The organism is Cupriavidus sp. 207A1 (assembly GCF_057798955.1).
The window spans coordinates 147,709-162,500 of record NZ_JBYOJO010000001.1 but is presented as its reverse complement, the minus strand read 5'-3'; the positions used below and the strand labels follow the sequence as shown (position 1 = coordinate 162,500).

The window sequence follows — 14,792 nt, the reverse complement described above, 5'->3', positions numbered from 1 at the left end:
CTCCTGCCGCTCACTTCGGCGCTTGCCGCAGCACTGTCGCGTCCCCGGACGTCCTGGCCAGCACACCCAGGACCCGCTGCGCCACCAGTTCACAAACTCGCAGCTCCGAATCGGCGGTCACGCCGGCTACGTGCGGTGTCAGCAGCAGGTTCGGCACCCCCGCCAGCACCGACCCGCCAGGCAGCGGTTCGTCGTCGAATACATCCAGTGCGGCCGCCCGGAGCTTTTTTTCCGTCAGGGCGCGCGCCAGAGCTGCCTCGTCGACGATGCCCCCTCGCGCGGCATTGATCAGCACCGCTTCAGGCCGCATCATGGCGAGCCGGTCCGCATTGATGAGGCTACGTGTCTCCGGCATCAGCGGAACGTGCAGACTGACGACGTCACTGACGGCCAGCAATTCGTTCAGGGGAAGCATTTCGCATGGGAAGTCGGGCGACGTCCCCGGCCGAAGCGCGGCGTCATGCGCCACCACGCGCATGTCCAGCCGGCTGGCCAGGCGGCCGGTCAACTGGCCGATCGAGCCGAATCCCACCAGGCCCAGCGTCCGACCACAGACCTCATGGCCTTCCGGCGTTGCCGGACGGGTCCAGCAGCCATCGGCCAGCGTGTCGCTGACGCTGTAGTGGGAAAACCTGAGCAGCAGCATGGCGCAGGTCACGACATACTCCGCCACGGAGCGGGCGTTGGCTCCGAGGGCCGGGATCACTTCGATACCGCGCTCCTGGCAGGCGGGAACGTCGATATTGTCAAGGCCGACCCCAAGGCGACCAACGGCCCGGCACTGGCCGAGCGCATCGAGCAGCTCGCCACGCACCTGCGTACGGTTTCGGACGATCAGGGCCTGGGCATCGCGCGCGGCATCCAGCAGCGCCCCCTGGCGCGCGAAGAGGGTAGGGTCGAACACGACCTCGTGCTCCTTGCGCAGGCGCTCCAGGGACCGGGGGTGAATCAACTCGGGGATCAGGATCTTCATGTTGGCTCTCGTGGTTCCGGGCGCTCGGTTACGCCGTCGACTTCGGTCTCGATCATCGATGCCAGGTCTACTTCAGCAGCCCGCTTTGCTTGAGCACCGGCGTGTACTTGCGGTAGTCCGCCCAGGCCGCCTCGCGCGCGGTGGCACCATCCTGGTAGGCGATATCCAGCGCGTTGTCCGCGGCAAATTTCCTGAATTCCGGCGTTTCCATGGCCGCCTTGGCGGCATCATGGATGTACTTCACCACGGGTGCCGGCGTTCCTTTGGGAACGACGATGAGGTAGCGCACGCCGAAATCCGCCGCGACGCCCTGCTCCTTCATCGTTGGCACGTCCGGCAATCGTGACTGCCGCGTTTCGCTGAAGGAGCCGAGCGCACGCATCTTTCCTGACTTCAGGTACGGCACCGCCTCGATGGGCTGCGCGATCGCGGCGGTGATGTGCCCGCCCAGCAATTGGGGACCCCCTTCTCCCCAACCCTTCTGGGCCACGTCGATCAGCTGCACACCGGCCAGGCGCTCGAACTGGAGCAGGTTGAGATGGCTCAGAGTCGTCACGCCCGGAAAACCCACGCTAAGGCTTTCCGGGGCCTTCTTGGCCGCATTGAGCAAGTCCTGCAGCGTCTGGTAAGGCGAACTGCTCGGCACCAGCATCACCGGGGCGAAGTTGACGATGTTGATGACTGGCGTGACATCGTCCGGCGATTTATAGGACAACGAATTGACCTGCGGCGACAGCGCCAGGTTCGAGTTGGGTACGAATGCGAACTGATACCCGTCTGGCTTGGCCATCGCGAGCGTCGACACCGCCAGGCTGCCACCGACACCCGGCTTGTTTTCGACCACGATGCCCGAGGGGAACCTGGGCGCCATGACCGCTGCCAGCTTGCGCGTGACAAGGTCCGCGGCACCGCCCGGAAGATACCCGACCAAGGCGGTGACCGGTCGGCTCGGGTAGCCGTCCTGCGCCATCGCGGGGGACACGACGGCGCTTAAGAGAAACAGGGAAAGTAGTGCTCGCATGCTTTGTCTCCAATCGATCTTATGTTTTGCCGGGGATATGCCGGGGCTGCGCCCTGCCTGCTGCTTAATCGCCGAGCTCGACGAAGGTGGTAACCATGCGCCGCTCTGCTTCGGGCGCGAGCGTCATGCCCAGGCCCGGTGCCGTCGGCACGTGGAAGCGGCCGCCCTGCGGCTGCAGATCCTCGATAAACAGATCCCTGTTACACGCCTTCAGCGCATACGTGTGGTGCTCATGAATCTCGAAATTGGGGATGGCCGCTTCGAACTGCAGCGCAATCGCTGTGGCCAGCGGCGATCCGCACACATGGGCCTGCACCCCCACATCGAAGGTGTGCGCGAGGTGTGCAATCTTGCAGGCCTCGCTGATGCCACCGACCAGGCCCACGTCCGGCTGGATCATGTCGATCGACCCGGCCTCCAGGTACGGCAGGAAGCCCCAACGGGTATAGAGCCGCTCGCCGGCGGCTACCGGCACCGGCGACTTGCGCGCGGCACGGTTGTGCGCATGCGCGCCGTTGTAATGAGTCGGCTCCTCCATAAAAAGAATCCCCAGGTCCTTCAAGGTTTCCGCCGCCTGCAGCGCGCCGGCCGTGGAGGTGAAGGAGTGCAACTCGAGGATGATGTCGGCGTCGGGGCCAATGCCGTCCCGCACCGCCTCCATGCGCGCGCGCAGCATCTTGCGCTGCTCGGGTGTCAGGATGCCGCGCAGCTTGGCAGCGCGGCTGCCGTCCGGCGCGATCATCAGCGGATCGACCTTGACGCAGTCGTAGCCTTCCTCGCGCGCACGGACCGCGGCTTCGCGATACCGCGCCGGGTCGACAAGGTTCACCGTTTCCCCGGCCCAGTCGAACTGAAGCTGGCTGGCATAGCAGCGCAGCGGCGCCGGCGTGTCGGCGCCCAGCAGCCGATGCACGGGCAAGCCAAGCGCCTTGCCTTTGATGTCCCAGAGCGCCGCGTCGAGCGCGCTCATGGCGCCGAACACCACGGGCCCGCCGCCTTCGGCCCAGAAGGACTTGCGCAGCATCCGCTCCCAAACGGATTCGGTCGAAAACGCGTTGTGGCCCAGCACGAAGCGCTGGCCCAGCGCCAGCACCATCGGCCCGGCGGCCTGCGCGCCGGTCCCGTACGCCATGCCGACCTCGCCCAGTCCGCTGACGCCTTCTTCGGTGTGAACCCGGACAAATACGTGATGCCACGAGGCAATGCCGCCCTGGCCGGACAGTTCGGCCTCGAGCACTTCGATCTTGGTAATTTTCATGATGGTCTCCCCCAGGCAGTTTGGGTTGGATGGCCGGCGCGCCAGGTGGCAGCCGACCATTGCGAGATGTGGCATGAGAGGATGCACAGCACTCCCATGCCGTGATGACATCCCCGACGAGGGCAGTTCGTGCTACTCGACCCGGATGTTGGCGTCCCGCGCCACGGCGCTCCAGCGGTCGACTTCGCTCAGCAGCAGCTTGCGCAGCACCTCTGGATTGCCGCCGCCGGGCTCGGCACCCTGGCGCCGCCATTGCTCGACAAAGGCATCGTGGGCAAACGCCCGGGCCGTGGCGCCGTTGAGCGCGGTAACGACCTGCACCGGCGTGCCGCGTGGCGCGAACAAGCCGTACCAGCTCGCCGCGTCATAGTTGGGCACGCCGGACTCGGCGATGGTGGGAAGGTCCGGCAGCGTGCGCGAGCGCTGCCTGGAAGTCACCGCAAGCGCCCGCACGCTTCCGCTGCGGACATACTGCAGCGCCGACGGCATGGTTTCGAAGTAGACCTGGATGGTCCCGGAGATCAGGTCGACCAGCGCGGGGCTGGAGCCCTTGTAGGGGACATGCATCATCCGGGTTCCGGTGACGGCCTTGAACTGCTCCGCCATCAGGTGGTGCAGCGTGCCGGTGCCGGGCGAGCCGTAGGCCAGCTTGTCGGGATTCGCCTTCAGGTAGGCGATCAGTTCGGCGACGTTCTTTACCGGCAGCTTGTTGGTCACCAGCAGCACATGGTCCACCCGCCCCAGGAAGCTGACCGGCACCATGTTGCGGATGTCATAGGGCAGCGCCGGGTAGACGGTCTGGGCGATGGCGTGATGCGCAGCGCCAAACAGCACGGTGTAGCCATCCGGCCTGGCGCGCGCCACCGCATCCGCACCGATGGTGCCGCCCGCGCCGGCGCGATTCTCGACGATCACCGATTGGGATAGCTCGCGCGCAAGTTGCGACGAAACCAGCCGTGCCAGGATATCGACGGTGCCGCCTGGCGGGAACGGCGCGACCAGCCGCACCGGCGCAGCGGGATAGGCCCCGCTCGCAGCGCGCACACCCACAAGCGGCGCCATGGACCCCGCGCCGATATACGACAGGGCTTTTATGAAGTCTCTGCGCTTCATATCTTTGTCTCCTCCGTTATTTTTGCGACCGGCCTTATTTCGCGAGGTAGCCGTGGCGCGTCTGCGGCAGCTTCATCTCGAGCACGCTCGCCGCGACCTGCGTTCTCAGGATCTGCGCGGTGCCGCCGGCAATGGTGAACATCCGGGCATCGCGGACGTGCCGCTCCATCGGGTTGTGGCGGCCATAGCCAGACGACCCATAGAGCTGCAGCGCATCGTTGGTGACCTTGTTGGCCGTCTCGGCGGCGAAGATCTTGGCGCGGGCGGCGCGGGCCATGTCGGGAAATTCCTTGCCACTGCACGCGGCCGAGTGCAACAGCAAGCGCGCGGCCTCCAGTTGCACCGACATATCGCTGATCATCCACTGCAGGCCCTGGAATTCGGCGATGGGGCGGCCGAACTGCTGGCGCGACTTCGCATAGCGCACGCCTTCCTCGAACGCGCCCTGCGCGATGCCGAGCGCCACCGTGCCGGCACCGACTCGCTGCGCGTTGTACGCGTTCATCAGCGCCGCGAAGCCGCGCTGCAGCCCGCCCGGCGGTACCACCAGCATGGATTTGTGGATCTTCAGGTCGCGGAACTCGATATGCGTCTCGGGGATGCCGCGCACGCCCATCGCGTAGAGGCGGCGGCCGATCACCAGGCCGTCGGGAGCATTGCCATCGCGCACGCAGATGAACGCGCCGATGCCCTGGTCGACACCATCGTCGAACACGCGGGCGAAGATCAAGTGCAGGCGCGAGACACCGCCGCCGGTGATCCAGTACTTTTCGCCGTTCAGGATGTAGTCGTCGCCGACCCGGTCCGCGCGGGTGGTCATCTCGCTGGCGGCGCTGCCGGCGTTGGGCTCGGAGATGCAGATGGCGGGCTTGTCGCCGCTGAGCACGGCCGCCGCGGCGAGCTTGCGCTGCTCGTCGGTGCCATAGCGCAGAATGGCGCCGATCGCACCCATGTTAGCTTCGACGGTAATGCGGCCCATGGTGGCGCACGCCTTCGCCATCTCCTCGATCACGATCACGGTATCGTGGTAGCTGCGACCTTGTCCGCCCAGCTCCTTCGGGATCGTCATCCCCATGAAGCCTGCGGCAAGCAGCCGGTCCACGTTCTGCCAGGGATAGGCCTCGGTCAGGTCGGTGTCGGCAGCGGTCGGTGCGAATGCGTTCTGCGCCAGGTCGCGCGCGGCCAGTTGCAGTTCTCTTTGTTCAGCGGTCAGTTCGAACATGCGTCTCTCCATTGGTTTATGAGTTGCCGAGCCAGTCTTTCAGGATCGCGTCGCGATGCTCGTCCAGCCGGGGCGGGGGTTTTCGATAGGTCGCGGGCGTCTCTGACAGCTTGAGCGGATTGGCGAGCAGCCGCAGTTGGCCGTTCTTTGCCCATTCACAGGGCATGCGGATCTCAGCGCCCCGTGCCTTGACATGCGGGTCGTTGAAAACGTCTTCGAGGTTGTTCACCGGGCCGCATGGCACCCCCGCGTCTTCCAGCGCGGCGAGCCATTCGGACCGGCCACGCTGGCGTAGTGCCGCGGCGACCAGCTCGCACACCGCTTTGCGATTGGCAACCCGCGCCGGGTTGGTGCGGAACCGCGCATCCGCGGCGACGTGCATCAGGTCGGCGACCTCGCAGAACCGCTCGAACTGGCCATCGTTGCCGACCGCGAGGATCATCGGTGCGTCAGCGGTATCGAACACCTGATAGGGCACGATATTGGGATGCCCGTTGCCGAGCCGTTGCGGCAGCACACCGTCGGCAAGGTAGTTGGTGGCGCCGTTCACCAGCCACGCAATCTGCGAATCGAGCAGCGACACATCGATATGCTGGCCGCGGCCATGCGCGGCGCGGTACTGCAGCGCGGCGAGGATGCCCACCGCGGCATACATGCCAGTCATGACATCGGCGATGCCGACGCCGACCTTCATCGGCTGGCCGTCGGGCTCGCCGGTGAGGCTCATGATGCCGCCCATGCCCTGGATCAGGAAGTCGTAGCCCGGTCGCTGCGCGTAAGGGCCGGTCTGGCCGAACCCCGTGATCGAGCAGTAGATCAGCCTGGGGTACTGTGCCTTGAGCTGCTCGTATGACAGGCCATAGCGCGCCAGCCCACCGACCTTGTAGTTCTCCACCAGCACGTCGGCGTGCTGCAGCAGGTCATGGATCAGCGCGCGCCCTGCCTCCGACGCCAGATCGATGGCAATCGAGCGCTTGTTGCGATTGGCGCTGAGGTAGTACGCGCTTTCCTGCGTCGGGTTACCGGCGGCGTCCTCGATGTATGGGGGACCCCATTTGCGGGTATCGTCACCCTCCCCGGGGCGCTCGACCTTGACGACATCGGCGCCAAGGTCGCCAAGCAGCTGCGTCGCGCTCGGCCCGGCAAGGATCCGCGAGAGGTCGAGAACCTTGATGCCGGCCAGCGCCAGGCGGTCAGGAGGCACGTTCATTGCGCACCTCGCAAGCATTGGGCCGCTGGGCACTGGCCTGGTACGGCCACGCTGCGGTTCGGCGTTCTACTGCATCGCATGACAAGATCTCCTTGCAGGTCATGCGATCGATTCTAAGAATCGGTGTCCGACAAGCTCAATTGAATTGCGGCGCAAGGAGAGGAGAAACCCCTAGGCAGCCGCCAGCGTTGTCATTTGCGCAGGGCGATGGCAAGCATCTCGGCGGTGGCACAGAGAGTCTCGCCCGCCGTGAGCATCATCTCGACCCACACCTTGCGGCCGTCGATGGCTTTCAGTTTTCCCGACACCGTCAGTACCTGCGCCTGCGGCGTGGGTGCAAGGAAGTTGACCTGGAGTGAAGCGGTAACGAACCGGCCCAAGGGTCCGGAGGGGTCGTCCGACTGCTGCCTGTGAAAGGCGGCAGCGGAAGCCGTGCCGTGGCAATCGAACAGCGATGCGATCATGCCGCCGTAGACGTTGCCAGGCACGCCACCGCTGTACATCGGGTCCGGCGTGAAACGGGAAACTGTTTCTGTGCCGTTCAGGTAGGTCCTGAGTCCGTTGCCATGAGGGTTGGCGACGCCGCACCCATAGCAGTGGCTGTTCTCGGGGGAATATTCTTTCTGGATCCAGACGTCGGCGCGGTCGATATCACTCATGGTCAAGAGGCAATAGTGGCTAGTCCCCGTAACGCCGCAGCGTGCAGCGGGCGGGTTCCGGCAAATGCCCCGAGCCTAAGAGTGGCCTCGCTCATGTGCAATTGAATCGGATTTCAATGCGAGCCGAAGACCACCACCTTAGTACCTGGCCACGCTGAACCGCTTCGCCTCCTGCCACAGCGCCTTGGCTGCGGGCGACAGCTTGTTCTCGCTCAGGCAAGCCAGCCCGATGCTGCGGCGGGTCTGGGGCAGCAGCGGAACATAGCGCACGCCCGGATACGTATCCGGGACCGCAAGCCGGGCCAGGATCGAGACGCCTTCGCCACGGGACACGTACTCCAGGATCGACATGATCTGCAGCAGCTCATGCGCGATCGTGGGACGACAACCATGGCGCGCGAATAGTCTCTGGATCAATTTCTGCGAACCCGCGCGCGTCATGATGAACGGAAAGCGGGTGATTTCGGCGAGCTGGACTTCGGCCTGCGCGGCCAGCTCATGGTCAGCGGGCAGCACCGCAACTAACTCGTCGACCGCCAGCGTAATGGTCTCGAAGTCGGGCTTGGGCAAAGTGACCGCGGCCAGCTCGATGCGGCGCTCGATCAGGTCCTGGCTGGTTTCCTCGTCCGGCCGTTCGGTGACGACCACGCTGACGCCCGGATACCTGGCCCGGAACTGCTGCAGCAGCTTGGGCAGCGCATGCAGCGACGCGCTTGCGCCGAACGAGCCGACGCGGATCAGCCCGGTCTTCAGTTCCGCGCCGGCACGCGCCGTGGCAGTCACCAGCTGCAACGAGGCGAACACGTCCCGCACATGCGGCAGCACCTGTTCGCCAGCGTAGGTCAGCGACAGCCCGGTCTGGTTGCGCTCCACCAGCTGGACACCGAGCGCATCCTCCAGCGCCCGCAACGCGTGGCTGGTGGCGGATGGCGTCATGCCGAGCTTGGCGCCGGCGCCTGCTATGCCATCGGAAGAGACCAGTGCGAGGAGTAGTTCTAGTTGCCGCAGGGTAGGGTGCTGAGCTCTTTCAGATTTGGGCATCGACGATCCAAAGGCAGAACAGGTGGCGTTGAGATGGATTTCACCCCTAGCCGCGGATCGTTGAAAGTAGCCTCATTAGTTAGACGTGTCAATGGCGCCGGACTGAGCACGTGCGCCAGCGAAAAGCTCTGGCCTTGACTGGCTTAAAAGTCAGTCTCGCCTCCTGGCAGTCAATTCCATGGCTAAGGCCAGGAACAACGCAACCGCGCTGCTGGCAAAGATGAGCCCGTAATTTCCGTCTGTGCGCGAGAACAGCCAGGCATAGCCGTAGCCGCCCAACGCCTGGAACAGCGCGAACGATGCCGTCGCGCGACTCCAGGCGGCGCGTTGGTGGATGGCATCATGCGGTAGCAACTCCTGGATGCGTCCCAGCACCAATGGCACGATGCCGGGCGTGAAAGCGCCCAATATGATGGTTGACACCATTAGCACAGCGGTATGCTGCGAGATTGCCAACAGGCCAACTGCGATCGCCTGCAGCAACAGGGCAATCCGATAGGCATTGCCGAAGCCTACCCTCCCCCCGGCCCATCCGCTGAACAGCGGTCCCGCAGTCGCCGCGACGCCATAGAGCACCCAGTAGCGTGCGCCTACTGTCGCGCCTTGTCCCAGCCCACGTGCGACATAGTCGACCAGCAGAACCATAGCTGGCACCAGTCCCAATGCATTAGCGGCGTACTGCATACAGATGATTCTGAGCATGCGAGCAAGGGTGGGACGGCTGGCTGCAGCACATTCGTTCACCGATCTTGGCGCAGGTCTGCCAGCGGGCTTGTCCGCGGCTGGCCACCCGTCCCAACTCAGCACGGTGAGCAGCAGTGACACCGCCCCCAGGCCGAGCCATGCCGCACGAAGGCCCATCGACAGCAATCCGGGCACCAAGGTGCCGGACGCAGCAATGCCCAGACCCACACCCAGAAATATCATGCCGCTCACCAATGCCCGGCGGGCCGATGGGATATGAGGAAGGATTGTCGTTGCCACCAGCACCATGATGGCGCCGCCGGAAAGCCCGGACAGGAAGCGCCAGATGAAGAACCAACTCCGGGAGACCGGAAGCGCACACGCGAAGAACGCCGCGGTGGCGGTCAGCATCATCCAGCGCATGACGTTCCGGTTCGACATGCGAGCGGCAAGCAAGCGGCCTGACAGTGCGCCCACCAGGTATCCGGCAAAGTTCGCCGCGCCAAGCGAGACAGCGTCGGCAGCGCTGAACCAGTGGGCCTGAATCAACGCCGGTATCAAAGGCGTGTAGGCGAAACGGGCGAGTCCGATCGCGACCAGACTTGCACTCAAGCCGGCGAAGGCGGCATGCAACGCACGCCGGTCGATCAGCCCGCTTGCATGGGGCAAGCCAGCACTTGCTTCCGTAGCTGTGACATCTTGTGACATGGCAGAAATTTTCGTGGGGAATCAGACCCACTGGATAAAGCGCTGAACATCAATTGCGAACGTACGACGATGGCTTCCGATAAGCCAGATGCCCGAAGACACGCCTCGAGCGAGGCATTGCTCACTTGCGCGGCAGCGCTAAAGTCAACTGCGAGATCGCGCGATCCAGCGTCTGGCGTGGGCACGCCAGATTGGCACGCATGAAGCCGTGGCCCTCCTTGCCAAACTTCGGTCCACGATCAAACCAGACGCGGGCCTTGGTTAGCAGGAAGTTCTCGAGGTCTGCGGGAGGCAGTTGCAGATCCCGGCAGTCAATCCAGGCCAGGTACAGAGAGTCCGAGTCCAGAACGCGGATCCCGTCGACACGGCTGTTCACCTCGGTGCGGAAGTATTCATGGTTGGCGGCCACCTTTCCTACTAGCGCGTCTACCCATTGGTCCCCTGACGTGTAGGCTGCCTCCGTTGCCAATGCGCCCACCATGTTGACGTGCGCATTCATGTTCCGCTCGATCGTTCGCTTGATCTCGTCCCGCTTACCTTTGTCAGAGACGACGATATTCGCGCACTGCAGGCCCGCCAGGTTGAAGGTCTTGCTTGCCGAGATGCAGGTGACACTGTTGTCGGCATAGTCGTCCCCGAGCGAGGCGAAGGGCGTGTGCCTCTTGCCACCACCGAAGACGAAGTCCCCATGGATTTCATCGGATATGACGAGCACACCATGGCGACGGCAGATGTCGCCCATGGCGCGCAGCTCGTCCGGGCTCCAGACGTTCCCGGTGGGATTGTGAGGATTGCAGAGAATGAAGAGCTTGGTATCCGCTTGAATGGCGCGCTCGAAGGCCTCCGGGTCAAAGCGGTAGCGCTCGCCATCGAACCTGAGCGGCGCCATCGCCAGCTGGCGCCCGTTGATCAGGACGTCATGGTGGAAGTGCACGTATACCGGCGGCTGGATCAACACCGAATCCCCTGGCCGGGAAAAGGCATGGATAAGGGTCTTGAGCGCGGCAATGACGCTCGCAACCGGCACGATCCATTCCTCGTCGACGGGCCAGCCAAAGCGCCGGCGCTGCCAGTCCGCTACCGCCTTGAAGTAACTCGCCGGAACCGAGGAGTATCCGAACACACCCTTGGCCACCATCCCCTGAATTGCCTCGACGACGACGCTGGGGGAGCGGAAGTCCATATCCGCCAGCCACATCGGAATCGGCTCGGCTCGCACCTGATGCGGTGTGAGAAAGCTGGCCGGAAAACACCACTTCATCGAACTGGAGTCGCTGCGATCAACGATGTCGTCAAATTCGAACTCTGAAACCTTTACCATCACATCATTCCCTCAAACATCCATCATGCGTTTTCAGTACCCCAATGCCTTCAATACGGGCGTCATGCATACGACCACACCCACGAAGAATACGAAGTAGACCGACTTGGACTTGTAGGCGTGTAGCGCAGGAACCTTGTAGACAAGCAGGCACGGGATAATGAAGGAGGTGACGCCGTAGATGGGCGCGGCGATTTGCTGTAGCAAAAGGATCGAGAACTTTGATTGCACCCAAAGCCAGAGCGCTCCCACGATCAGGACCGATGTGCCGATTGAAACCACCTTTCTGTTGATGTTCTCCCTGGGAATGAACCGGGACAGCACATTGATCGCGATGCCGGAAACAGCCTCGTCGATCCCCAGGTACAGGCCAAAGAATGCAGTCACGATGGCAAACACGTTCAGCGCGGTCGTCATCAGCAACACGTCAGCCCCAGGAATCACACTACCTGCCAGGGCCAGTGCGGAGATGTTCTGTGCCTTGGCAGACAATGCCTGTTCGTGCGATAGCGAGAACGTGAACGAAGTGGCGAAGAACAACACCGATACCACCAACACGACGTATGCCACCCGGTGCGCGCGGATCGCGCGGTATGTCGCGATGCGCGGATCTGAATCTTGCTTGCGGAACGCAATGTTCATCGGACTCAGTATCTGAACGAAGAGAATCGAGAACACGGTGAACGGCAAAGTCAGCACGGTGTCGATCGCCAGCTTCTTCAACTCGGGGAACGAAGGAAGATTCCCCATGATGTCCCAATGCGGGATCATGACGAAGCCCAAAAGCAGGACAATAGCGAGCTTCACGATCACCAATGGCCCGGAGACCTTGAACAGCAACCGCTCACCTTGCGCCGCGATCAGCACCAGCACAACCAGAATCGTCAGAGAGTACAGCGGACTATCCGACAGCAGCTGGGTGGTGATACCGAAGGTCTGCAAATACTTGGCGCTATCGAAGGTCACGGCCAACGAGTACGTCAACATCCCCTTCAGCAGCATGAGGAGATAAGCAATACTTAGAAAGAAGCCCCAGTTCTTACCCAGGTAATGGGTAATGATGCTGACATAGCTATCGCAGTCCGCGCTCTCCGACAGCGTCCTCAAATAAAGGTTCTGCATCATGTAGAGCGCGGGATAGGCCAGGATGACGGATGCGATGAATACCCACACTCCCATGATCCCGACCTGGACCGGCAAAAACACCACGCCGGCACCAATGGCCATCCCGATACACAGGATGACCCAGCCGAGGTCGTAGCGCGTAAACGGCACGCGCATCTCCTCAGCAGAAATGGTCAGTTGTCCCATTTCTCCTCCATAATTTCTCAAGCTATTTTTTAAAGCAGTTCGGCAGTCGGGCCTTCTTTGCTTTTCAGCACACCGACGCTTGCATACGGATTGGTGGTCCTCATTTCCTTTCGCCTTCGACCCCGATCCATTCTCAGGGACTTTCGACGATTCAGTTAGCGAATTCCCTTCAAACCATCTTTGATGGAAAGTCAAAGATGCCGGCGTCGCAGGGTAAGTGGCGCGAACCAAGTAGATGCGATGCGTCACGCTTCGGAATAGAATGATGCTGCCCTCAGCACTACAGGGGACGCGCATACGCTGCCAGGCCGGCGCCTCCGAAAATATGTCTAAAAGCTTCGCAACGTTCACACAGATCACTGTGTTTGTCAGGGTGGCCGAACTGGGCAGCTTGAGCGCAGCTGCGAGAGAACTCAATCTGTCGCCTTCAGCCGTGAGCAAGAGCCTTTCGCAGCTCGAAGACCGACTTGGCGTATTGCTGGTCAAGCGCACGACCCGCAGCATGACGCTGACGGATAGTGGTCGCATCATGCTGGAGCGGGCGAACGGAATTCTCTCCGACGTAGAGAGCACTCTTGATGCAACCAGACAGTCCCAGCGCCTTGAAGGGACACTGAGGGTGACTTGCTCCATTGCGTTCGGCAGCAAGCAACTCACCCCTATAGTGGGCAGGTACCTCGGCGCATATCCGGATGTGGACGCGCGCGTAACACTTGACGACCGGCTGGTAAATCTCGCTGAAGAGAACTTTGATGTCGCGGTGCGCATCACGGGCGACACCGACTCGGGCTACGCCGCTCGCAAGCTGGCACCCATACACTGGGTATATTGCGCTGCGCCAGCGTACCTGGCCAGGCATGAAGCGATTCTGGAACCTTCCGACCTGATGCGGCATCAATGCCTGGTTTATCCGGAAATGACCATGAATGGCGCATGGACGTTCCAGCGAGAAACGATGGTGCAGCACATCGGCATCGCATCCAGGCTGACCTCGAATTCCAGCCTGGCGCTGCGCGAGGCTGCGTTGCAAGGCTACGGTGTCGCTTGCCTGCCCACCTATCTGGTCTCCCACGATATCCTGTCGGGGCACCTGAAGCTTGTGGTCCCGGAATACCGGGCGGCGATCTCACATTCGCTGTACGCGATGTACTACCGCTCGCGTTATGCGCGCGCTGTCATTCGCAGCTTCATCGACTTCCTGGTTGCCGATATTGGCGAGGTGCCCGTCTGGGATCGCGCACTCAGTTCCTAGCCGTGGGCCAGGTCAGTCTGCGCTGAGCTGTTTCAGCTTGACGATTCGGGCCCACTTCTGCGATTCGGCTGCAATGATTGCCTTCATCTGCGACGCATCTTCACCCCCCGCACGCATACCCTGCGACATCAGTCTCGCCTTGAGTTCGTTGTCTTGCAGCGCCTTGACAGTGTCGGCCCGGATTTTGCGCTCAATGTCTGCTGGCGTACCCGCTGGAACTAGCAGCGCAAACCATGCCGAAATATCTTCCAGGCCCGGAACACCAGCTTCGGTTGCAGTAGGCACTTCCGGCAACATGGGAGAGCGGCTTTTATCGGTAATCGCCAGCGCCTTGATGCGGCCAGCGTTCACAAATGGAGATACGGCTGCGATGTTTCCAACCACAACCTGCACTTGCCCCCCCATCAGGTCATTCAACGCGGGAGCCTCGCCCTTATAGGGCACGTGCTTGAGATCGATCCTTGCGGCATCGGCAAACGCTTCTCCCGCCATGTGGACCTGGGTGCCATTGCCGGCAGATCCAAAATTCAGCTGGCCCGGTCTTGATCTGGCAAGCGCCACAAGGTCCTTCAGAGTCTGGGCGGGGACAGCGGACCCTACAGCAATCACCATGGGGCCTCTGGCTATATTGGCAATGATGGTGAAGTCTGAGGGGCTATACGGCAATTGCCGATAGATGTGCGGGTTCACCGTCAGCTGACTTCCGCCGACGAGGATCATCGTATACCCGTCTGCAGGAGACTTTGCCACCAGCGACGCCGCGACACCGCCCCCTGCGCCAGGCCTGTTATCCACTACGACGCTCTGCTTCCATATGTCGCCAAGCTTTTGCGCCAGAGATCGGGCAATGACATCCGTCGCGCCGCCTGCTGCGAAAGGCACAACAAGCCTGACGGGCTTCGTCGGCCATGACTGGGCGAACGCCGAGGAGGCCATCATGGCGCCAATGAAGACCAAGGCTGCTACGCGAAACTGGGGGAGGATACTCATCATTCGGGTATGCGCGAGCGAAAAAATGG

General features: G+C 62.5%; 13 protein-coding genes. 1 reads left to right on the top strand and 12 read right to left on the bottom strand.

Features of this window, described 5'->3' with window-relative positions; genetic code table 11:
• Positions 1 to 10: 10 nt before the first annotated feature.
• The 11 genes from AC3FMM_RS00770 to AC3FMM_RS00720 all read right to left on the bottom strand — a co-directional run bounded on the left by AC3FMM_RS00770 (position 11) and on the right by AC3FMM_RS00720 (position 12,521).
• The gene (locus AC3FMM_RS00770; protein WP_111519933.1) at positions 11 to 973 is read right to left on the bottom strand and encodes a hydroxyacid dehydrogenase; all 963 of its coding nucleotides are present in this window, start codon (positions 971 to 973) and stop codon (positions 11 to 13) included.
• 67 nt (positions 974 to 1,040) lie between these two features.
• A complete protein-coding gene (locus AC3FMM_RS00765; protein WP_240987726.1) occupies positions 1,041 to 1,994 on the bottom strand; it encodes a tripartite tricarboxylate transporter substrate binding protein in 954 nt (317 codons plus the stop codon).
• Between the two features lie 64 nt (positions 1,995 to 2,058).
• A complete protein-coding gene (locus AC3FMM_RS00760; protein WP_115712098.1) occupies positions 2,059 to 3,252 on the bottom strand; it encodes a mandelate racemase/muconate lactonizing enzyme family protein in 1,194 nt (397 codons plus the stop codon).
• Between the two features lie 132 nt (positions 3,253 to 3,384).
• Positions 3,385 to 4,365 carry a Bug family tripartite tricarboxylate transporter substrate binding protein gene (locus AC3FMM_RS00755; RefSeq protein WP_018006539.1) on the bottom strand — a complete coding sequence of 327 codons (981 nt, stop codon included), beginning with the start codon at positions 4,363 to 4,365 and terminating at the stop codon, positions 3,385 to 3,387.
• 34 nt (positions 4,366 to 4,399) lie between these two features.
• Positions 4,400 to 5,587, bottom strand: a complete 1,188-nt coding sequence (gene acdA, locus AC3FMM_RS00750) for a 3-sulfinopropanoyl-CoA desulfinase (RefSeq protein ID WP_025583077.1) — start codon at positions 5,585 to 5,587, stop codon at positions 4,400 to 4,402.
• Positions 5,588 to 5,603: 16 nt separating this feature from the next.
• Entirely contained in the window at positions 5,604 to 6,797 is a 1,194-nt protein-coding gene (locus tag AC3FMM_RS00745; RefSeq protein ID WP_025583076.1) for a CaiB/BaiF CoA transferase family protein, read from the bottom strand.
• A gap of 191 nt (positions 6,798 to 6,988) precedes the next feature.
• Complete coding sequence (locus AC3FMM_RS00740; protein ID WP_115712096.1) at positions 6,989 to 7,456, bottom strand: PaaI family thioesterase; 468 nt, start codon at positions 7,454 to 7,456, stop codon at positions 6,989 to 6,991.
• A 138-nt stretch (positions 7,457 to 7,594) separates the two neighbouring features.
• Complete coding sequence (locus AC3FMM_RS00735) at positions 7,595 to 8,497, bottom strand: LysR family transcriptional regulator (RefSeq protein WP_020384466.1); 903 nt, start codon at positions 8,495 to 8,497, stop codon at positions 7,595 to 7,597.
• Positions 8,498 to 8,647: 150 nt separating this feature from the next.
• Positions 8,648 to 9,889: a YbfB/YjiJ family MFS transporter gene (locus AC3FMM_RS00730; RefSeq protein WP_488685965.1), complete on the bottom strand. Its 1,242-nt coding sequence runs from the start codon at positions 9,887 to 9,889 to the stop codon at positions 8,648 to 8,650.
• A gap of 121 nt (positions 9,890 to 10,010) precedes the next feature.
• Positions 10,011 to 11,210 (bottom strand): MalY/PatB family protein, encoded by a 1,200-nt coding sequence (locus tag AC3FMM_RS00725; protein WP_115699556.1) that lies wholly within the window; start codon positions 11,208 to 11,210, stop codon positions 10,011 to 10,013.
• Positions 11,211 to 11,243: 33 nt separating this feature from the next.
• A complete protein-coding gene (locus tag AC3FMM_RS00720; protein ID WP_488685964.1) occupies positions 11,244 to 12,521 on the bottom strand; it encodes an SLC5/6 family protein in 1,278 nt (425 codons plus the stop codon).
• 262 nt (positions 12,522 to 12,783) lie between these two features.
• On the opposite strand from AC3FMM_RS00720, the gene AC3FMM_RS00715 reads away from it, so the two are divergent.
• Positions 12,784 to 13,773, top strand: coding sequence for a LysR family transcriptional regulator (locus tag AC3FMM_RS00715; protein ID WP_051373359.1), 990 nt, complete (start codon positions 12,784 to 12,786; stop codon positions 13,771 to 13,773).
• Between the two features lie 12 nt (positions 13,774 to 13,785).
• On the opposite strand, the gene AC3FMM_RS00710 is transcribed toward AC3FMM_RS00715, so the two are convergent.
• On the bottom strand, positions 13,786 to 14,766 hold the full coding sequence (locus AC3FMM_RS00710) for a Bug family tripartite tricarboxylate transporter substrate binding protein (protein WP_115712092.1): 981 nt from the start codon (positions 14,764 to 14,766) through the stop codon (positions 13,786 to 13,788).
• Between the last annotated feature and the right edge of the window lie 26 nt (positions 14,767 to 14,792).

Excerpts from the sequence above, each read along its gene's own strand:
- AC3FMM_RS00710 (WP_115712092.1), bottom strand. The coding sequence starts at position 14,766 with ATGATGAGTATCCTCCCCCAGTTTCGCGTAGCAGCCTTGGTCTTCATT.
- AC3FMM_RS00770 (WP_111519933.1), bottom strand. The coding sequence starts at position 973 with ATGAAGATCCTGATCCCCGAGTTGATTCACCCCCGGTCCCTGGAGCGC.
- AC3FMM_RS00755 (WP_018006539.1), bottom strand. The coding sequence starts at position 4,365 with ATGAAGCGCAGAGACTTCATAAAAGCCCTGTCGTATATCGGCGCGGGG.
- AC3FMM_RS00740 (WP_115712096.1), bottom strand. The coding sequence starts at position 7,456 with ATGAGTGATATCGACCGCGCCGACGTCTGGATCCAGAAAGAATATTCC.
- AC3FMM_RS00735 (WP_020384466.1), bottom strand. The coding sequence starts at position 8,497 with ATGCCCAAATCTGAAAGAGCTCAGCACCCTACCCTGCGGCAACTAGAA.
- acdA (WP_025583077.1), bottom strand. The coding sequence starts at position 5,587 with ATGTTCGAACTGACCGCTGAACAAAGAGAACTGCAACTGGCCGCGCGC.
- AC3FMM_RS00760 (WP_115712098.1), bottom strand. The coding sequence starts at position 3,252 with ATGAAAATTACCAAGATCGAAGTGCTCGAGGCCGAACTGTCCGGCCAG.
- AC3FMM_RS00730 (WP_488685965.1), bottom strand. The coding sequence starts at position 9,889 with ATGTCACAAGATGTCACAGCTACGGAAGCAAGTGCTGGCTTGCCCCAT.
- AC3FMM_RS00725 (WP_115699556.1), bottom strand. The coding sequence starts at position 11,210 with ATGGTAAAGGTTTCAGAGTTCGAATTTGACGACATCGTTGATCGCAGC.
- AC3FMM_RS00720 (WP_488685964.1), bottom strand. The coding sequence starts at position 12,521 with ATGGGACAACTGACCATTTCTGCTGAGGAGATGCGCGTGCCGTTTACG.
- AC3FMM_RS00765 (WP_240987726.1), bottom strand. The coding sequence starts at position 1,994 with ATGCGAGCACTACTTTCCCTGTTTCTCTTAAGCGCCGTCGTGTCCCCC.
- AC3FMM_RS00745 (WP_025583076.1), bottom strand. The coding sequence starts at position 6,797 with ATGAACGTGCCTCCTGACCGCCTGGCGCTGGCCGGCATCAAGGTTCTC.
- AC3FMM_RS00715 (WP_051373359.1), top strand. The coding sequence starts at position 12,784 with ATGATGCTGCCCTCAGCACTACAGGGGACGCGCATACGCTGCCAGGCC.